Genomic DNA, 19,662 nt, shown 5'->3' on the forward strand with positions numbered 1-19,662 from the left:
CGAAACCGACTTTCAGCTTTTCCTCATGAGAGGAAAAGGATTATCCGGTATTAGCTCCGGTTTCCCGAAGTTATCCCAGTCTTACAGGCAGGTTGCCCACGTGTTACTCACCCGTCCGCCGCTAATCAACAGGAGCAAGCTCCTATTGATTCGCTCGACTTGCATGTATTAGGCACGCCGCCAGCGTTCGTCCTGAGCCAGGATCAAACTCTCCAAGAAAGTTGATTTAGCTCGAATGTTACGTTGGCTTCATTTCGTAAGAAATGAATATTATTGTTTGTTGACGTTTTTGTTTGTTTAGTTTTCAAAGAACAATCATAAAAGTAATTTGGAGCGGGTGATGGGAATCGAACCCACAACAACAGCTTGGAAGGCTGTGGTTTTACCACTAAACTACACCCGCGTATTATATTTAACTGGTCGGGAAGACAGGATTCGAACCTGCGACCCCTTGGTCCCAAACCAAGTGCTCTACCAAGCTGAGCTACTTCCCGTAATAATGGCGCGCCCGAAAGGAGTCGAACCCATAACCTTTTGATCCGTAGTCAAACGCTCTATCCAATTGAGCTACGGGCGCAATATTTTACAAGCAACTTTTATATCTTAACAAATCCATTTCATCTTGTCAAGGGTTTTTTTGGTGCGGCCGAGAGGACTTGAACCTCCACGGGGTTGCCCCCACTAGGCCCTCAACCTAGCGCGTCTGCCATTCCGCCACGACCGCATATAAATTAGCGACAAAAGTAATCATATCAAACTTACACGCTTATTTCAAGTGGTAATTGATGGTGCGGGTGAAGGGAGTCGAACCCCCACGCCTTGCGGCGCCAGATCCTAAGTCTGGTGCGTCTGCCAATTCCGCCACACCCGCATATTTAAAATGGCTGGGCTAGCTGGATTCGAACCAACGAATGACGGAGTCAAAGTCCGTTGCCTTACCGCTTGGCTATAGCCCATCGAAAAAAAACGATTGTAAAAATAAAAAATGGCGGTCTGGACGGGACTCGAACCCGCGACCTCCTGCGTGACAGGCAGGCATTCTAACCAACTGAACTACCAGACCATTATCTTTTGAGAAACAGGAAATGAGCTATTGTTCATTTCCCATCCCTGATGACCCCTACGGGATTCGAACCCGTGTTACCGCCGTGAAAGGGCGGTGTCTTAACCGCTTGACCAAGGGGCCTTTAACTACGGAGAAGGAGGGATTTGAACCCTCGCGCCGGTTACCCGACCTACACCCTTAGCAGGGGCGCCTCTTCAGCCTCTTGAGTACTTCCCCATATGGCTCCGCAGGTAGGACTCGAACCTACGACCGATCGGTTAACAGCCGATAGCTCTACCACTGAGCTACTGCGGAATAATAAGATTTAATAAGGCAATTACCTTATCGACTCTTCATATTATAATGACGTTAGGATCCAAAGTCAACATCATTTTTCAAGAAAATCATTTTCCATTTTCTTACGTTATTCTTGGATTACTTCTTTAATTTTCTTCAGTCTCCCTCGGCATTTCCCGCAAACATACCGGCTTGTATCGATACTTCTCTTTCTATGATAACGGAGGCGGCAGTTTGTGCACTCATATAGGAGTATTTTTTTTATGGTTCTCTTTGAAGCCTTCTCCTTTAGCGGTGTACAAAATCGGGGTGCCCCAACTTTCTTTAGTAACCATTTAAATTCAGGATCACGATGCTGATACCCTTTTCCTTCAAGATGGAGATGATAATGACAAAGCTCATGCTTAATAATCCCTATTAATTCATTCTCTCCAAATTGCTCTAGATACTTTTTATTAATTTCAATATTATGTGTACCTAACAGGTATCTCCCACCTGTTGACCGTAATCTGGAATTAAACGAAGCTTGATGCAGAAAAGGTTTTCCAAACGCTTCAATGGATATCCTTTCAACCAGCCTTTGAAGCTCTGGTGCCTCCATTTTTCTCCCCACACTTTCCACTTCACTATTTTCTTCTTCAAAAACTTTCAAAACGGTACAAAATAACAAATACCTTCATATTTCTAGTGAACGTGACAACCTATTATAGCATATATTGTATTTACCTTTAATGATTTACTTTCAGGAGGTTTTACTATGCCGACTTGGTTTCAAAACCAAATGAAAAGAGCCTTTTATGAAAAGAACCGTTATCAAATCAAGCTTTTAAACCAATGCTGGTTTTTTTACAGAAAAAAACACTGCCCTTAAAAGCAGTGTTTTCCTTCACAGCTTGATTATTGCTTTGCCGGTGGCAGCATCGTTAATGCTACACGTCCTTTGTTCTTATCAACCGAATCTACCCAAACTGTCACAACATCCCCAACGGACACAATATCTAACGGGTGCTTAACAAATCGATTGCTCAGCTTTGATATATGGACTAATCCATCCTGTTTTACGCCTATGTCAATAAAGGCACCAAAATCAACCACGTTACGAACAGTACCTTGAAGTTCCATCCCAGGTTTCAAATCCTCTAATTTTAAAACATCCTTTTTTAATAGAGGACGGGGTAAGTCATCACGCGGATCTCTTTCCGGTCTTACTAAAGCGTCGATGATATCCTTTAAAGTCAATTCTCCTATCACTAACTCTTCTGAAACACTTTTTAAGTCTAGACCATTAAGAGCTTCCTTTAACTCGTCTGTACCTAAATCTTTTGTTGAAAACCCAAGGGTGGATAATAACTTTTTCACTTCATCATAGTTTTCTGGATGAATTCCCGTACGATCCAAAGGCTCTTTTCCATCAATTACCCGCAGGAACCCTATTGCTTGTTCATATGTTTTTGCTCCAAGCCGTGGTACCTTCTTTAATTGAACTCTGCTTGTAAATTTCCCTTCCTCTTCCCGTTTTTTCACAATATTGTTTGCCGCCGTTTTGGTTAAACCCGCAACATTTTGTAAAAGGGACGATGATGCCGTATTCACATTGACCCCTACACGGTTAACCGCGGTCTCCACCACGAAATTTAGCGATTCTGATAATCGTTTTTGGGAAACATCATGCTGGTATTGGCCCACTCCTACGGATTTCGGGTCAATCTTCACCAGTTCAGCAAGCGGGTCCTGTAAGCGCCGGGCAATCGATACAGCACTTCTCTCTTCTACTTGGAAATTTGGAAACTCTTCTCTTGCTAAATCAGACGCGGAGTAAACACTAGCTCCCGCTTCATTGACAATTAAATAAAAAATTTCTTCATCCATCTCTTTTAAGATATCCGCCACGAACTGCTCTGTTTCTCTTGATGCCGTTCCGTTTCCGATGGCAGCCATTTCTACCTTATACTCACGTAGAATTTGGATGAACTTTTCTTTTGCTTCTTTAGTTTTTGAAACCGGTGGATGCGGATAGATGACATCAATCTTTAGTACCTTTCCCGTTTCATCCACAACAGCAAGTTTACAGCCTGTTCGATATGCCGGATCGACTCCGATTACGACTTTTCCTTTAAGCGGCGGCTGCAAAAGCAAATTCCGAAGATTTTCAGAAAAAATATGTATCGCCTGCTCCTCTGCTTTTTCAGTTAGTTCACTGCGAATTTCTCTTTCAATAGAGGGCTGGATTAATCTTTTATAACTATCTTCGATCGCCTCAACTACACTTGGCGCAGCAGGTGAATGCTGATTACGAATCCACTTTTTCGAAAGATAATTCAAGAGGAGATCCGTATTCATTTTGATTGAAACTCGTAAAATATCTTCCTTTTCGCCGCGATTAAGCGCTAGAATACGGTGGGGTACAATTTTGCTTACTGGCTCTTCATATTCATAATACATTTCATAAACTTTCTTTTCGTCTTTTTCCTCTTCCTTAACTGCGGATGAGACTGTACCAGATTTAAAGGTTTCTTTCCGAATCCATTTTCGCCCCTCAGCATCATCACTTACCCATTCCGCAATGATATCTTTAGCTCCTGCAATGGCATCCTCAACGGAAAGGACTTCTTTTTCTTCAGATAAGAACTCCTGTGCCTTATCTTCCACATTTTCCTTTGTGAAGGTCATGAGCCACTCTGCAAAAGGTTCCAATCCTTTTTCTTTTGCAACGGTTGCTTTTGTTCGGCGTTTTTGTTTATAAGGCCGATATAAATCTTCGACCTCCTGAAGCTTTTCAGCACGGGTGATGCTTTTGTTCAATTCTTCAGTTAGTTTTCCTTGTTCAGCAATGATCCTTAGAACCTCTTCTTTACGTTGTTCGAGGTTTTGAATATACTGCCAGCGTTCTAAAATATTGCGAATCTGCACTTCATCAAGCGCTCCAGTCATTTCCTTACGGTAACGGGCAATAAAAGGTACTGTATTGCCTTCGTTTAGCAAAGAAATCACACTTTTAACTTGCTTGGCGGAAATTGCTTGCTCGGATGCAATCTTACCAAACAACAACTGCTCATCTTTTACGACTGTATCATTCACTTAAACAATCCTCCACTTCATCATTTCCATATTATTGTATCAAATAAAACTGAGCGATTCACCAACCATGGTTTTACTTTTTTAGCAACAAAAAAGCAAGCCGGCCGGCTTGCTTTCAGCAGAAAAACACAGTAGAAGAGTAGAATATGTATAAAAAAACGCCCTTTCAAAAAGAGCGTGCTTAGCTAAAATTCGATGAGACCGATGCTTACACGCAAGGCATCATCCACTTTTTCCATCATTTCGTCATCGAGATGGGTAATTTTATCGGTTAACCGCTGCTTATCTATTGTACGAATTTGTTCTAAAAGAATGACTGAGTCTCGTTCAAAACCGTAGCGCTTCGCGTCTATTTCAACATGAGTCGGAAGCTTCGCTTTTTGAATTTGAGCTGTAATCGCTGCAACAATAACGGTGGGACTAAACCGATTCCCGATGTCGTTTTGGATGACAAGTACAGGACGGACGCCGCCTTGTTCAGAACCAACAACTGGGGATAGGTCCGCGAAATATACGTCACCACGCTTGACAATCAAAGGTTTATCCTCCGCTTACAAGACGTTCTACTGTGTGTTCTGCCTCGTATTCTGCTTGAAATGCTTCAGATGCAATTCTTAAATTAATCTTAGCCATTTCCATATATCCACGTCTCATGGATTCGCGAATTTGTCTTTTTTTACGTTCGCGTAAATACATTTTTGTTGCTTGATAAATAAATTCGCTGCGATTCACATTTTCAAGCTTTACAAAACCATCTAACTCGGTTAAAAGATGTTGCGGTAATTTCACTAAGATCTCCGTAGTTGCGCCGGATTCAGACACAAACATACACCTCCACCATCACTACACACCAATTTTTCTCTGTACCATATTTTATAATAACACTATTCAACCTAAATGCATAGACTAATTATAATACTATTGTATTATAAGCCAATAAAAGATGCTTTTATGCACAAAAAGTCCGCAATAATATAAATATGTTTAAAATTAATTAATACGCCTTCTTTTTTCTAAAGAAGATAGTTTTTTATTTCGGCCGTTTTCCCGCCTTTTATATAGAGACGAGGGACTCGATTCGTTATAATACACGGAACCTCGTAATTGATGGTCTCCAATTTTTTTGCAATTTCATTAATGGATATAAACTGATTGTTGTCTTTCCCAATTAACGTTACATTCGTGCCAACAGGTACCTCATGAGGTAGCCGCACCATGAATTGGTCCATACAGATTCTGCCGACAATTGGCACTCGTATTCCATTAACTAATACTTCCTGACCCTGCAATTTTCGAATCCACCCATCTGCATAGCCAACAGGCACGGTTCCAATCCATTCATCCCCGCTTGCCTCATACGTAGCACCGTAACTTATTTTATCACCTTTACTCAGTTGTTTTACATGGACAAGTTTTGAGCGCAGTGAAAAAGCTTCATTCAAAGAAAATGGGATTTCAGGTTCCATCTCAAGGGATGGTGTCAATCCGTACATAGCAATCCCCAGACGAACGGCATTATAAATGCCGCTTTGAAACCTAAGCGTTGCGGCGCTATTACTGCAATGAACATACTTCGGCCGTACCTTCAGCACACTTACCAACTCTTGAAAAAGCTCGAATTGCTGATTGAAATAAGTTTGATTCAGTTCATCTGCAGTAGCGAAATGAGTAAAGATTCCTTCAAGGTGAAAACGCTGATCTAGGGATACCAGTTGCTCAAAATCTTCAACTTCTTCTTTACTGCGAATACCCAGTCTACCCATTCCCGTATCCAGCTTTATGTGAACAGACACCCTGCTATCTGTTTTTAAATGCTTTTGGGCTTCAAGCAGCCAATCCTTTTGAAAAACGGTAAGGGTTATTTGTTTATCTGCAGCCATTTGTACATCTTCAGCACGGCTGGCACCTAGTACAAGAATCGGTGCTGTTATTCCTTTCTTTCTTAAAGCAAGGGCTTCATCCATAAAAGCTACAGCCAAATGGGTTGCACCTGCATCAAGCGCTTCTCTGGCCACTTGTACATCCCCATGGCCATAGGCATTTGCTTTTACCACTGCAATGATTTCGACTTCTTTCGGCAGAAGTTTTTTAACGGATGAAACATTCGCATGAATACAATCCAAGTCTACTTCCGCCCATGTGTCTCGATAGAAAAAGCTGCGCTCTTCCATTTTTCCACTTCCTAAAAACGATAATTAAACTCCAATATTATTTTATCATAAAACAATTTAATTGCTCCAAATCAAAAAGAAAACAGGCTCTAAAAGAGCCTGCTACAGGACACCCTATTTAACAGCATCACCCTGTACAGATTCTGCTACTTCAATCATTTCTTCCCTTGACAGATTTTTCGAAGCAATCATGTAATCGACCCCGTCTTGTGTCCAAGAAATAGAGTGATCCGATACAGCGCCAATGGTCGTTCCCAAATCTACCAAATCCCCTTCCACATACGTCGGAGAAGTGGATGCATCTTTCACTGTTACCTTTTCCTGTACAAGTGTAAAGGATTTTTTGCCATCATAGGTTAATACAACCCGTTTGCCGTCCTCAATGCTTACTTCATCTTCCTTAATTAACTTCGCACCTGAAATTTTGGCTGTTGGATATTTAACCGTAAAGGCAGTATCTTTTGGTTCTGCCATTGCCGGCATTCCGATTTGTGCCCTTGTCATATTCTTTTTCAATTTAAAATCGTCTTTATCAAAGCTTGCATTAAACTTCACTTTTTCAAATTGAACTGTTACAAGCGGATTTCGGTCAGGATCCATTACTTTAACCACAGCCGGTGATAAATCCTTCTTATTTAGTTTAATTTCTTGAAATGGGAGCATGCTATTATTTTGATAGCGTGTTTTCGTTTCAAATACATAGTAGTCCTTGGTTGAAGAGAATTTTGCCTCTTTATCCATCATAATATCTTTAATTAATGATTCATATAGATAGGCCTGGCTGCTGTTTTGCGGCCAATCGCTCTGGAATTTGAAGCTCTTATTTAGGGCTGGAGTAAGAACGAATACCCCTTCGTCATTCCTTAAAATCATTTGACTTTGGTCTTTTTCGGCATTTTTTAGGTTTACTCGATAAAACTTCTTGTCCTTTTGCCAGATTTCAACATTATACACTTGAGAATCCGTGCCCATTTTTAGGGTCATTTTTGCATTTACTTTATAACCCGATAGGTCATCAAGTTTACCACTTAACTCTTTTACTACATCCCCCTGAGACTTCGACCCACAAGCTGCCAGCAAAAAGATGACCATTAGTCCCGTGATCAGCAGCATCAACTTTTTCCTCATTCCTTCAACCCCTTCTTGTCTCATTTCATATGATTATGGAGAAGAGAAAGGCAGGGGCCAGAATAATCGCTTATCAAAATGACCATAGCTGACCTTGTCTCTCCTAATTCTCTATGAATATATGAGACAACCTTTAGGAATATGCTAATGAGGAGGTCAAGCAGTTAATTTTTTATCACTTCATTCTCAATAATCACTTGGGCCACAACATATTCTTTGCTGTGAGAAATAGATAAATGGCCTTTGATTTCCGGCTTTACAAAATAGGGCTTCCCTAAAGAATCCGAGTCAATTTCAATATCCAAAAAGGACAGCTCTTTTCCAATTCCTGTGCCGACAGCTTTCGAAAAAGCCTCTTTTGCTGAAAATCTTCCGGCTAAAAATTCAACCTGCCTCCGCTCGGAAAGCACTTCGAATTTTTGTTTCTCCTGGTCAGTTAAAATTCGGTCTATGAATTTTCGTTGTCTATGTAATAAATCCTGAACCCGTGACAATTCAATAATATCAATCCCAATCCCTTTAATCATGCTTCATCTTCCTTCTATTTGATTTATAATCAGCATAAATAATAATGTACAAGTCGCAAAAGCTCTCAGGAGGTACATATATGTTTACAAGAACGGAAGGCTTTCGTGAATTTATCCGTTTATATCCAATTGTTTCTACTATTATTACCATTCATGTAGTTTTATTTCTTTTCACTGTACTGCCTATCTTCCCAAACTACTGGTTTTTTGAACATCTTTCAGGTGTAAACCTTTATATTTTGGAGGGAGAATACTGGCGGCTCATTACACCGACCTTTTTGCATAGCGGTTTTACCCATATGCTTTTTAATAGTGTTTCTTTGCTGCTGTTCGGCCCTGCGCTTGAACGAATGCTTGGCAGCGTTAAATTTCTATTGGTCTATCTTGTGTCAGGACTGATTGCCAACCTCGCAACGCTTCTCCTTGAGCCGCTCAGCTATACCCACGTCGGCTCAAGTGGTGCAATTTTTGGCCTTTTTGGATATTATGTAGCGATTATTATTTTTCGCAAAAATTGGCTATCGAGACAAAACTCACATATTATTCTTGTTCTTTGCGTCCTCAGTTTAATTATGACATTTTTACAGTCAAATATTAATATAACCGCCCATTTATTCGGATTACTTGGTGGATTTTTCCTTGGAGTGATTCCTTATTACAACAAAAAGGAGCTTTCCAATTCAATTAAGGATGCCACTTATTGGGCAAGCGGAAAAAGACGACTGTTTACTTCTAAATCCCCCCTAAAAATTTTCATTTGGGGAATCGTTATACTTTTCGTCATCATTGGCATTTTCTCGCAAAAATAAAAGGAACCTCCATTCTTGGAGGTTTTTTTCTTTTTCAAAGATATTTTATAAGGAACAGTGAATTCTAACAAAAAGTTCGTGGAGTGAGAAGTATTTCTTTAAACCTATCTTGATTCTTTATTAAATGAAAACTCTGCGTTTTTAAGACTAGCAGCCCTCTTAATTGATTGTTCTACAACATACTGAAAGCCATAAATAATAACCGACAAGAATATACAAATAAAATACCAGGTAGTATGTTTCATCTTTATAAATTTGACAACTCCGAATTTTTTCCCTATATAGGGTAACGGGAAAGCGTTTATGACATCCAATACCATATTTGTAAGTAAGTACTTTGGAAAATTCCCAAACGTTAATTTAAAGATCCAAAGTGTTGCTACAAAATAAGGACCCAATATAAATGTAAAATCTATCGGACCAGGAGATATAGGGTTTTTAGTGACCCACCATTTTTTCTTATAACAAATTAGGCTGAATACGCTTAAAAACAAATTGGTAAAGCTTGCTACAGGTAAAAACCTAAAAAAACTTCTTTTCCCCATAAAAGGAACGGTTAGCCAAGGAAAAATTAATATGGCTAAAGAGAATGCAATTTTCGTTTTATGCTTAACCACTATGCTCCCCCTCAAATTGATCTTTCAAAGTAATAATTCCATAAATATATAATTTATTCTAACTAACCAAAATATTCATGAATTAAATTATTACTTCTCCTCTTAACAAATATTTTTAATAGGTCCGTATTTTCTTAATATTCCACATTAGCGACTCAACCCCTGGGGAGAAGTGCGCGATAGGTTCCACTTGAGATATATCAAAATGAAAAGGAGAAAAAAGGGTATTCCTGAATATCTCTATTTCTGCCTTTTGCAACGGCCAAGGCGGATGGTGTATTTCACCGCAATAAATGTTTCCTCCGTTATTCGAACTATAGAGACAATATCGCTCAGTGAGCCAATGGTCTAGTGTTCCTTCCTTTGGAAAATAAACTTCCGATACCGGAACGTATTTCCCCTTAAATAATATAGGATTATTAAAATTACCGTTCCGACTACTATGAATATGAAAGGATTGTCCTTCTTTTCGAAAAGAAATTTGTGCCGAATAATACGGTAAATGAAACCATCTTTTTGCAATCTTCAAGGATGCCCAGTTCTCAACATCAATAGATAAAAAATAAATACCGGGTTTTCCATCGCATGTTACATATGTCCTTACATTCATTTCTGGAAATTTAGGGGTTAGGGAAACAGATGCTATTCCACGGGGATAGATTCCTTCTAAAACAAATACAATGACACCTAACCATGCGGAACCATTAAACGTATCAATTTGTAAAGAAGAAGGAATATGCGGCCGTAGTATATTAAGTGGAATTGGCCAATGCAAAAACAATAAATTTCTCCAAGTTTGTCTCATAATCCAATATTTTGATGGTAATGGCCAAGACCGATGACTAAGATCATTCATTATATTCATCACATAATCCCCCTGTTTTTATATGTATATAGTTTAGTGTAAATTGAAAATTTAATACGATATATACATAAAATCCAGACTATTTTCTAACTATTATCTTGATATCATAAGTTTTCCCTTTTTTTGGATATAATAAGATTGATTGACTTTATTATTGAAACAATAAGGAATTTGGAGAATAACTATGGCAAACATTTTTTATTATTTGACTTTTGGAATGGTAGCAATAATTTTTACGATTTTTATATTCATGCTTTTTGGATGGCGTTGGTTCATGAAACGAATGGTGAAACAAATGGGGAAAATTATTTTAACAGACAGTTATCAAGAAAATATCATGGAGTTGATGCCAGGACTGCGTCATATGGGCATTCAAAATATGCTTGAAAATAGCTTGCGTGCAGAAACTGGTGACGTCCTCCACCGCCCGCTTGGCTCTTCAAAAAAATGGCCGCATTTAGATTCGATTACCTTTATACCTGCCCAAACTTCACCTTTTCCGATTGACGGTGAAGCAGATGTCGATGTTGAAGTAACCATTGGGCCAAATGCAAAAAAACCAATGAAAATAAAAATTCCGTTAATGATCAGCGGCATGGCCTATGGGATTGCACTTAGTGAGGAAGTGAGAATCTCATTAGCACAAGCAGCTAATAATGTTGGAACCGCCATTAATTCTGGTGAGGGGGCAGTTTTACCTGAGGAAATCAATATCGGCGGAAAATATATTTTACAGTTTTCCAAAACAGATTGGTCAAAGGAAGAAAAATTAATTAAGCGTGCCGATATGATCGAAGTTAAGTTAGGGCAAGGAGCATTACTCGGAACCGGCGGCAAAATTTCTCCTAAAAATTTAACAGGCCGTGCCCGTGAACTGATGGGGTTAAAGGAAAACGAGGATGCCGTTATTTATGATAATTTTGTAGAAAATCAAACGCTGGATGATTTGAAAGAACTTGTTGATGAGCTTCGTAGTCTCACAGGTGGAGTTCCCATTGGCTCGAAAATGGGAGCTGGCGGGAAAATTGAAGAAGATATTGATCATTTAATCTACATTGGTGTTGATTATATTGCAGTGGATGGCGGGCAAGCAGCAACACTTGGTGCCCCGCCTATTTTATCTGATGATGTTGGAATCCCAACTTTGCATGCAATTGTCAGGGCGGCTAATCATCTTGAAAAGAGAAACATGAAGGGAAAAATTAGTTTAATTGCCTCAGGCGGACTTCTAGTTCCCGGACATTTCTTAAAGGCGCTCGCCCTCGGAGCTGATGCTGTGTATTTAGGGTCTGCTATGTTATTTAGCGTCTCACATCCTCAATCCTTAAATTCCCTTCCGTTTGAACCACCGACACAAGCTGTTTGGAATCAAGGGAAATACAAGGATCAATTTAAGATTGACGTAGGAGTAAAATCAGCAGAGAAATTCTTAACAGCAAGTACGGAGGAAATAAAAATGGCATTAAGAGCAATGGGAAAACGCTCTTTAAAAGAGTTATCTAGAAAGGATTTAGTTTCCTATGATGAATTAACGGCCAAAATGATTGGAATTCCGTTTTCCTTTGAACCATGGGAGGATAAACAAATAGGGAAATATTATTAATAAAGGCTATTTTCGCAAGGATTATAGTTTTGGTATAAGTTCATCAACCCGTATTACAAAATACTTCGGGGGATCTTTTCGTAAAAAATTTTGCGAAAATTGCCTACAAACCTTAGTAAATGCCCTTTATTAAGTCCCAAATGCAACATAGTTTACGAAAAGAGCCTTAATATATGATCAAATTATTCGATCCATCTTCTTTACTATTGGAGAAGTGACAATGGCAAACCTATTCTTTTATTTGACTTTTATAATGATGTCCCTCCTATTTGTCGTGTTTGTATTCATGCTTGCAGGCTGGCGCTGGGTGATGAAACTAATTGTGAAAAAGGCCGGAAAAATCATGTTATCTGACAGTTATCAAGAAAATATTATGGAACTGATCCCAGGTCTTCGGCATATGGGCATTCAAAATATGTTGGAAAATAGCTTGCGCGCTGAAACAGGGACTGTCCTTTATCGCCCACTTGGCGGCTCTTCAAAAAAATGGCCGCATTTGGATCCGATTACCTTTATCCCCGCACAAACATCCCCCTTTCCAGTTGATAGTGATGATGATGTAGATGTTAGGGTAACCATTGGGCCAAGGGCAAAAAAACCAATGGAAATAAAAATTCCACTAATGATCAGTGGAATGGGCTTTGGAATTTCACTTAGTGAACAAGCCAGGATTTCTTTGGCAACCGCTGCCAAAAAGACAGGAACAGCGATTAATTCCGGGCAAGGTGGAATCCTACCTGAAGAATTAGACGCTGCTGGAAAATATATTTTACAATTTTCAAAAACAGATTGGGCAAAGGAAGACCGATTATTTACCCGTGCTGATATGATTGAAATTAAATTAGGCCAGGGTGCGTTAGCGGGAATGGGCGAAAAAATCCCGGCACAAAACCTAACAGGTCGTGCCCGTGAAGTAATGGGGCTTAAGGAAAATGAGGAAGCAGTCATTCATGAAAACTTTTGGGAAGATCAAACATTAGTCGATTTAAAACTACTTGTGGAGGAACTTCGCGTACGATCAGGGGGTGTTCCTATAGGTGTCAAAATTGGCGCAGGTGGAAAAATTGAAGAAGATATTGATCATTTAATCTTTATGGGGGTTGACTTTATTACCATTGACGGCGGACAAGCAGCCATGAAGGGGGCACCTCCTATATTATTGGATGACTTTGGAATCCCTACATTGCATGCTGTCGTTAGAGCTGTGAATCACCTAGAGAAAAGAAACATGAAGGGTAAGATTAGTTTAATCATTTCAGGAGGACTTTTAGTCCCTGGACATTTTTTAAAAGTAATTGCCCTCGGAGCCGACGCTGTATATGTAGGCTCCGCTATGTTGTTTGCTCTCGCACATGATCAAGTATTGAATGCTCTTCCATTTGAACCGCCTACACAAGCTGTTTGGTATGACGGGAAGTTCAAGGACCAATTTAAGAGCGAAGATGGAATAAAAACAGCAGAAAAATTCTTAACCGCGAGTACAGAAGAAATAAAAATGGCTATAAGGGCAATGGGAAAACGCTCTTTAAAAGAGTTATCAAGAAAGGATTTAGTTTCCTATGATGAGCTGACGGCAAAAATGGTTGGAATTCCATTTTCCTTTGAACCATGGGAAGAAAATCAATTTGGGAAATAATTCGTGTCCGGTGACAATAGATTCACTCCCATTCCAAGTGCATTCTCATCATTTCAGTCGCGATTTAAGTTCCGTTACGTGATTTTGCTCTTTTCCCAAAAATATTTTTACCAAAAGGGGGGAATTCTAACAAAAAGTTCGTGGAGTGAGGAAGCATGTCAATTTTTTCAAAATTCAAAAGCCCGCAGAAAACCCAGAAGGAAAATAGAAAAGTTTTTTTAGGGTCGGATTTTGATGTACGAATGGAATGGTTTAGAGATAACTTTCAACAAAGTATTGATATCACCTTTCACGAATTAACGGCTAACCAAACGCGCTGTGGGATTGTGTTTTTACAGTGTATGGTGGATCAGCAATTATTCGATGAGCAAGTATTAAAATATATTGTTTCACCTAATTTCGCTGCATCCACTAATGAATTAATTCATAAAATACTTGATTTACAATCAATCAGCACAATGTGTACCAGCATTCTAACCGACATGCAAGAAGCCTCCGAGAATATTTTGGACGGAAAGGTTGTCGTCTTCTTCGAAGGCGATAGCCGCATGATTGCTTTTCCGCTAACAAGCTTTGAAAAGCGAATCGGAAGTGAAACCACAAATGAGAATGTAATTAGGGGACCAAGAGAAGCATTTTTGGAGGATATCCATACAAATGTCACCATGATTCGCAGAAGAATAAAATCACCGGATTTAAAAATGGAACAACTTATAATCGGAAAATATACAAAAACGAAAGTGATCATTAGTTATATTGAAGGACTTTGTCGGGATGACTTAATAAAAGAAGTGAAACAAAGAATCCACCGAATTAAAATCGATGGTATTTTAGCAAGCAGCTATATCGAGGAATGTATCGATGACCGTCCATTATCACCCTTCCCACAATCACAAAAAACAGAGCGCCCGGATGTGGCAGCAGCAGCCTTACTGGAAGGAAGAGTAGTCATTTTTGTGGACGGAGACCCGATTCCTCTTATTGCTCCCGTTAATTTTTATATGTTCCTCCAAGCCGCTGAGGATTATTACCAACGATATTTTCTTACTAGTTTTATTCGCTTGCTTCGCTATGGCTGGTTAATCGTTTCGCTGACTTTCCCATCCTTTTATATTGCGATTACCACCTTCCATCCGGAAATGATTCCTACCAGTCTATTATTGAGCGTTGCTGCATCACGTGAAAATGTACCCTTTCCAAGCATCGTGGAAGCACTACTGATGGAACTTGCCTTTGAAGGTTTACGCGAGGCAGGAATTCGTACTCCAAAAGCGGTAGGACAGGCAATCGGCATCCTTGGCGCAATCATCATTGGACAAGCAGCAGTACAAGCAGGGATTGTTTCGGCCATTATGGTCATTATCGTCTCGATTACCGGAATTGCCTCCTTCGTGATACCGGGTTATGATTTGGGATTTTCCGTCCGATTACTTCGTTTTCCAATTATGATTTTAGCCGGTACCTTCGGAATATTCGGCTTAATGATTGGTACGATTCTAATCTATATCCATGTGGTAAGCATTCGTTCGTTCGGCATGCCCTACCTTTCGCCAACAGCGCCGCTTCGAACAAGTGATCTAAAGGACATCTTTATCCGGGTACCATGGTGGATGATGAAGCGCCGTCCCTCTTTTTCCGGGTCAAATGATCGAATTCGCTCTAATGTCGAGAAATCCATACTCGAGGATGATGAAGATTAATGGAAAAACTAAAATGGCTCATTCTGTTATTACCTTTTGTTTTAACAGGCTGCTGGTCACAATTAGAACTCAATGAACGCGCTTTTGTCGCTGGCATCTATGTTGATAAGGCAGCAAACGGAGACATGGAGATAAGTCTTTCGTTTACCCTTCCAAACCGCCTTGTACCTGGTGATCTCGGCGGTGCAGGTTCATCCGGAAAACCCTATACCATCCAGTCCGCTACTGGAAAGTCGATTACAGAAGCTTATAAAAAAATACAAGCAACCTTAACAAGAAATATCAGCTGGGGGCATACAAGAATCATCATCATCAGTGAAGAAATGGCACGGGAAGGAATCGAGGATATATTAGAATTTGTTATTCGAGAGCCTAGTTTGAATATAAACCAGACAATTTTAATTGCCCCAGGAAAGGCTAAGGAAATTGAGGAATTGACTCCTATATTTGAACGGTTTCCAAGTTTCATTCCTATATCATTTACTCAAAGAAAGGTTACATTAGATACAACATCAAAGAACTTCCTCGAAGTGGATAACGGTGATATGATTGTCGGTCTATTATCAAAGAAATACATGAAAATGTTAAGTGAGGGCGGGAAAGAGGGACTTTTTGTCAGTCCCGGAGAGATGGCTTTGTTTCGTAATTATAAAATGGTTGGAAAATTAGATACGAAAATAGGGCGCGGTGCATTCTGGCTCCGAAACCTGATAAAAGGTACCGAAGTAACGATAAAATCGCCAACAGACCAAAAATTAGTTAGTTTATTAGTTACCGCAGCTCATACAAAGATTCGCCCTTCTAAAAACGAACCTTTCACATTTAATGTGGATGTCACATCACAAGCAAATATTTCAGAATCCCAATCCAACGTCAATTTATCAAACGAAAAAGATGTTGCCCAGCTGGAGCGAACAGCTGAAAGGCAAATCCGAAACAGGATAGAAGCATCGATAATGGCCTCTCAAGACGTGAAAGCGGATGTATTTCAATTTGGTGAATACTTATCGTGGTATAAACCTAAAATATGGAAAGGCGTAAAAGAAAACTGGCCAGAAGTTTATCATCAAAAGGCAAAAATAAATGTTCGCCTAGATTTACAGATCAAACGACTTGGTGCTGAAAATAACCCATTTTGGATAAAGGAAAAAAATTCATGATTTTGATTATCCTTAGCTTTCTCATTATATTTGGTTACGAGTGGTCCTACTTAAAAAATAAAAACCGTAAAAAAAGAACCTATTGGATTGTCTTTTGTATAATGGGAGCTTCCTTTCTTTATTGTATTTCTACTGTCCTATTCAAAGAAGTACCTAGTCCAAGTGATTTAATTGAATTTCTATTTAAACCGATACAACAGAAAATTATAGGTTAGGTGAACCTCTTTTGAGAACTGAGCAGATTTCCCAAAATCAACTATTACTTTTTTTCATTCTTTATTATTTCTCAACATTGGTTGGATTTGGTGCAAGTCACCTGATCTACTTAACACAGTACGATTCGTTGATTGTTCTTTTTATAAGCGGTTTAGTAGGAATTATTCTGGCCTTTTTTATCATAAAACTAGCTAAGCGAAGACCTAATGAATTTTTTGTCCACTATGGAAAGGATATTTTCCCAACCTGGATTCACGTTCCAATTATGGTGTTTTTCTTCATTTCCTTTATGCAAATCAGCGCCATGATTCTTAGAGAATACGAGGATTTTATAGTGCAAACCTATCTCCCAAGAACACCCAATTGGGCGGTTGGCTGCATGTTTGGTATTGTCGTAGCGGTCACAACACGCCTAGGATTTGAAAATCTATTCCGGATTGCTCAAGGGTTATTTTACCTTGTTATTTCTGCAAATATAGGAAATATGCTTTTTATTGGCAAGGAATTGCAATGGGAACGGTGGATGGCCTTTGTTACCAACCATAGTGGACAAGGAATCCTTGTAGGCAGCTACTCCACTGCTCCTTTTTTTGGAGAAGTCATTATTTTACTCTTTATATTTCCATATTTAACGCAAAAACATAAAACACTAAAGTCCATCATCTGGGCGTCCTTTTTTTCTATTTTGTTTATTGCTTCAAACATCATTTGGCTATTATTACTTTTTGGTCCAAATTTAGCCAGCCATTTATCCTATCCGATGCTAGAAATGATTCGTTATATCCGAATCGCAGATTTCATCCAAAACCTAGATCATTTATTAATTTCTATCTGGGCTACAACAGTTTTTATAAAAGTTACCGTATTATTTACAATTTCCGTTCAAATCCTTACCCATCTATTTCGCTTGAAAGATCATCGACCTCTGACATTTTCGTTAACAGCCGTAATGATTGCACTATCCGTAAGCATGGCAAGCGGGACTTCAGAACTAAATAGCCTTTTTGTAAAATCTTGGGCCACCTTTTCCTATTTCTTGCAGTTTATTCCGCTACTCTATTTGGGAGTAGACACAATCAAACAATCCATAAAGAAAAAATCAAACGAAAAGTTAAAACCAAGCTAAAAAGAGCATGGGCTTTCTGGCCCATGCTCTTTCCTATTTTAATGGTTATAGCTTCTTGGCTTTGATTTTCCAGACGTTCTTTTTTCACCGCTTCTTGGTTTTACCGGTGATTTCTTTCTGCGGTCAGAGTTAAACCCTCTAGAATCGTCTCTTCTTCTGCGGTCCCGATCCTGCGATCTTCTTTCCCTTTTTTGTGGAAGCGGTTGTTCTTCTGTCAATTTAACAGGAGTAGTATCCGGTTCCTTCGTCAACATCTTCAACACAGCCGCAACAACAGTTGATGCGTCGTTTGCTTCAAGTAATTCTTCGGCAGCCGCTTTGTAATATTGAAGGTTATTGGCTTCAATTGTCTGAAGAATTTTGTCCACTACCGCACGCTGCTGTCCTTCTAATGCTTCATCAAGGGTTGGCGGCTTCATTCTTTCCATCTTACGTTTTGTGGTTTTTTCAACCACATTCAGGTAAGATTTTTCCCTTGGTGTAATAAAGGTCATCGCGACCCCTGTTTTACCCGCACGGCCTGTACGTCCAATACGGTGAACATAGCTTTCGGGATCTTGAGGAATATCAAAGTTATATACATGGGTTACACCAGAGATATCAAGACCCCTTGCTGCCACATCTGTAGCGACAAGAACATCAATCGAGCCTTCTTTAAATTTACGAAGGACAGAAAGACGTTTTGCCTGACTAAGGTCGCCATGAATTCCTTCAGCCGTATAACCTCTAAGATTTAAAGCTTCAGATAACTCATCGACACGGCGTTTCGTCCGTCCGAAAATAATTGCTAGTTCTGGTGATTGGATATCCAAAAGTCTTGTTAGCACATCAAATTTATTTTTTTCCTGCACTTCCACATAATATTGTTCAATGGAAGGAACAGTCATTTCTTTTGCTTTGACACGGACAATTTGCGGATCCTTCATAAACTTTTCAGCCATTCGCTGAATCGGTCCCGGCATGGTTGCTGAGAACAGTAATGTTTGGCGCTCAGTAGGGATTTCCGCTAAAATCGCTTCAATATCTTCAATGAATCCCATGTTTAACATTTCATCTGCTTCATCTAGGATGGCTGTATGAACATGGTCTAAGCGAAGTGTCTTTCTGTTGATATGGTCAAGCACACGGCCTGGTGTCCCAACAATAATATGTGGAGCCTTTTTTAAAGAACGGATTTGGCGGCCAATATCCTGTCCTCCGTAAATTGGTAATACACGAACTCTTTTACCTGAACCGATTTTGTATAATTCTTCTGATACTTGAATCGCAAGCTCGCGGGTAGGAGCAATAATAATCCCCTGGATTGCCTCTACACTTGTATCCACTTTTTCTACCAATGGAATTCCAAATGCAGCTGTTTTTCCTGTTCCTGTTTGAGCCTGGCCGATCAAATCCTTATTTTCTAAGCTCAATGGAATCGTTTCTGCCTGGATTGGCGTTGCTTCCTCAAAACCCATTTTGAGGACAGCCTTTAATGTTTCCTGGCTAATACCTAAATCTTGAAACTTCGTCAATGTTTTCATTCTCCTTCATCTATTTAAAAATTGTATTTATGCTGAATGTATCGTGACGCATCAAAATGCCCAAATTTATTTTATCAAAAAAAGACATTCCTCCATAGGAGTATGCCCTTGTTTCCTCGTTCTTAAGACACGTTGATTATTATCATACCACAATTCCTTGT

Annotated in this window: 17 protein-coding genes, 10 tRNA genes and 1 other annotated feature (1 of these 28 cut by a window edge); of the genes, 7 read left to right on the plus strand and 20 right to left on the minus strand. The window is 39.4% G+C overall.

All coding sequences use genetic code 11. The features are described 5' to 3' along the window. Positions 1–163, minus strand: a sequence feature (16S ribosomal RNA rRNA prediction is too short); it reaches 121 nt to the left of the window's first position. Between the two features lie 166 nt (positions 164–329). The 11 genes from M028_RS0112215 to M028_RS0112265 all read right to left on the minus strand — a co-directional run bounded on the left by M028_RS0112215 (position 330) and on the right by M028_RS0112265 (position 1,943). Next, a tRNA-Gly gene (locus M028_RS0112215) sits at positions 330–403 on the minus strand. Between the two features lie 14 nt (positions 404–417). Further along, a tRNA-Pro gene (locus M028_RS0112220) sits at positions 418–494 on the minus strand. A 6-nt stretch (positions 495–500) separates the two neighbouring features. Beyond that, a tRNA-Arg gene (locus M028_RS0112225) sits at positions 501–577 on the minus strand. Positions 578–638: 61 nt separating this feature from the next. Continuing rightward, positions 639–724: transfer RNA gene (locus M028_RS0112230), tRNA-Leu, on the minus strand. Positions 725–786: 62 nt separating this feature from the next. Next, a tRNA-Leu gene (locus tag M028_RS0112235) sits at positions 787–871 on the minus strand. Between the two features lie 10 nt (positions 872–881). Then, positions 882–956 (minus strand) — tRNA-Gln (locus M028_RS0112240). 30 nt (positions 957–986) lie between these two features. Beyond that, positions 987–1,063 (minus strand) — tRNA-Asp (locus tag M028_RS0112245). Positions 1,064–1,114: 51 nt separating this feature from the next. Continuing rightward, a tRNA-Glu gene (locus M028_RS0112250) sits at positions 1,115–1,186 on the minus strand. Positions 1,187–1,194: 8 nt separating this feature from the next. Further along, a tRNA-Ser gene (locus M028_RS0112255) sits at positions 1,195–1,282 on the minus strand. A gap of 3 nt (positions 1,283–1,285) precedes the next feature. Then, positions 1,286–1,360: transfer RNA gene (locus M028_RS0112260), tRNA-Asn, on the minus strand. Positions 1,361–1,469: 109 nt separating this feature from the next. Next, positions 1,470–1,943 carry a SprT family protein gene (locus tag M028_RS0112265; RefSeq protein WP_026574155.1) on the minus strand — a complete coding sequence of 158 codons (474 nt, stop codon included), beginning with the start codon at positions 1,941–1,943 and terminating at the stop codon, positions 1,470–1,472. A gap of 156 nt (positions 1,944–2,099) precedes the next feature. Here M028_RS0112265 and cmpA point away from each other — a divergent pair, with 156 nt between their 5' ends. Next, positions 2,100–2,213, plus strand: a complete 114-nt coding sequence (cmpA, locus tag M028_RS32795) for a cortex morphogenetic protein CmpA (RefSeq protein WP_133339268.1) — start codon at positions 2,100–2,102, stop codon at positions 2,211–2,213. Between the two features lie 26 nt (positions 2,214–2,239). Here cmpA and M028_RS0112275 read toward each other — a convergent pair whose 3' ends face one another. The 6 genes from M028_RS0112275 to acpS form a co-directional block, all read right to left on the minus strand. Then, the gene (locus M028_RS0112275; RefSeq protein ID WP_026574156.1) at positions 2,240–4,420 is read right to left on the minus strand and encodes a Tex family protein; all 2,181 of its coding nucleotides are present in this window, start codon (positions 4,418–4,420) and stop codon (positions 2,240–2,242) included. Positions 4,421–4,605: 185 nt separating this feature from the next. Then, entirely contained in the window at positions 4,606–4,956 is a 351-nt protein-coding gene (locus M028_RS0112280; RefSeq protein WP_026574157.1) for a type II toxin-antitoxin system PemK/MazF family toxin, read from the minus strand. A gap of 4 nt (positions 4,957–4,960) precedes the next feature. Then, positions 4,961–5,242 (minus strand): CopG family ribbon-helix-helix protein, encoded by a 282-nt coding sequence (locus M028_RS0112285; protein ID WP_026574158.1) that lies wholly within the window; start codon positions 5,240–5,242, stop codon positions 4,961–4,963. Between the two features lie 191 nt (positions 5,243–5,433). Beyond that, on the minus strand, positions 5,434–6,591 hold the full coding sequence (gene alr, locus M028_RS0112290; RefSeq protein ID WP_026574159.1) for an alanine racemase: 1,158 nt from the start codon (positions 6,589–6,591) through the stop codon (positions 5,434–5,436). A gap of 114 nt (positions 6,592–6,705) precedes the next feature. Continuing rightward, positions 6,706–7,719: a LolA family protein gene (locus M028_RS0112295; RefSeq protein WP_026574160.1), complete on the minus strand. Its 1,014-nt coding sequence runs from the start codon at positions 7,717–7,719 to the stop codon at positions 6,706–6,708. A gap of 164 nt (positions 7,720–7,883) precedes the next feature. After that, the gene (gene acpS / locus M028_RS0112300; RefSeq protein ID WP_026574161.1) at positions 7,884–8,246 is read right to left on the minus strand and encodes a holo-ACP synthase; all 363 of its coding nucleotides are present in this window, start codon (positions 8,244–8,246) and stop codon (positions 7,884–7,886) included. Between the two features lie 80 nt (positions 8,247–8,326). On the opposite strand from acpS, the gene M028_RS29870 reads away from it, so the two are divergent. Further along, positions 8,327–9,055 (plus strand): rhomboid family intramembrane serine protease, encoded by a 729-nt coding sequence (locus tag M028_RS29870; protein ID WP_035424107.1) that lies wholly within the window; start codon positions 8,327–8,329, stop codon positions 9,053–9,055. A 104-nt stretch (positions 9,056–9,159) separates the two neighbouring features. On the opposite strand, the gene M028_RS0112310 is transcribed toward M028_RS29870, so the two are convergent. Together M028_RS0112310 and M028_RS0112315 are read right to left on the minus strand one after the other, a co-directional pair. Continuing rightward, positions 9,160–9,672: a hypothetical protein gene (locus tag M028_RS0112310; RefSeq protein ID WP_051591019.1), complete on the minus strand. Its 513-nt coding sequence runs from the start codon at positions 9,670–9,672 to the stop codon at positions 9,160–9,162. Positions 9,673–9,787: 115 nt separating this feature from the next. Continuing rightward, a complete protein-coding gene (locus tag M028_RS0112315; protein ID WP_026574163.1) occupies positions 9,788–10,537 on the minus strand; it encodes a YqjF family protein in 750 nt (249 codons plus the stop codon). Positions 10,538–10,721: 184 nt separating this feature from the next. On the opposite strand from M028_RS0112315, the gene M028_RS0112320 reads away from it, so the two are divergent. The 5 genes from M028_RS0112320 (at position 10,722) to M028_RS0112345 (ending at position 17,978) form a co-directional block, all read left to right on the plus strand. Beyond that, complete coding sequence (locus M028_RS0112320; protein ID WP_026574164.1) at positions 10,722–12,140, plus strand: FMN-binding glutamate synthase family protein; 1,419 nt, start codon at positions 10,722–10,724, stop codon at positions 12,138–12,140. Positions 12,141–12,360: 220 nt separating this feature from the next. Next, positions 12,361–13,776 carry an FMN-binding glutamate synthase family protein gene (locus M028_RS0112325; RefSeq protein WP_026574165.1) on the plus strand — a complete coding sequence of 472 codons (1,416 nt, stop codon included), beginning with the start codon at positions 12,361–12,363 and terminating at the stop codon, positions 13,774–13,776. 155 nt (positions 13,777–13,931) lie between these two features. Next, entirely contained in the window at positions 13,932–15,476 is a 1,545-nt protein-coding gene (locus M028_RS0112330; RefSeq protein WP_026574166.1) for a spore germination protein, read from the plus strand. After that, on the plus strand, positions 15,476–16,636 hold the full coding sequence (locus M028_RS0112335) for a Ger(x)C family spore germination protein (protein ID WP_026574167.1): 1,161 nt from the start codon (positions 15,476–15,478) through the stop codon (positions 16,634–16,636). Before M028_RS0112330 ends, M028_RS0112335 begins: the two co-directional genes overlap by 1 nt. Before the next feature lie 226 nt (positions 16,637–16,862). Continuing rightward, entirely contained in the window at positions 16,863–17,978 is a 1,116-nt protein-coding gene (locus M028_RS0112345; protein WP_026574169.1) for a GerAB/ArcD/ProY family transporter, read from the plus strand. A 38-nt stretch (positions 17,979–18,016) separates the two neighbouring features. Here the strand turns inward: M028_RS0112345 and M028_RS0112350 are convergent, their stop codons facing one another. Further along, positions 18,017–19,492, minus strand: coding sequence for a DEAD/DEAH box helicase (locus tag M028_RS0112350; protein WP_026574170.1), 1,476 nt, complete (start codon positions 19,490–19,492; stop codon positions 18,017–18,019). Positions 19,493–19,662 lie beyond the last annotated feature (170 nt).

This window comes from Bacillus sp. UNC438CL73TsuS30 (genome assembly GCF_000482325.1).
In the GTDB taxonomy this organism is placed as follows: domain Bacteria; phylum Bacillota; class Bacilli; order Bacillales; family Cytobacillaceae; genus Neobacillus.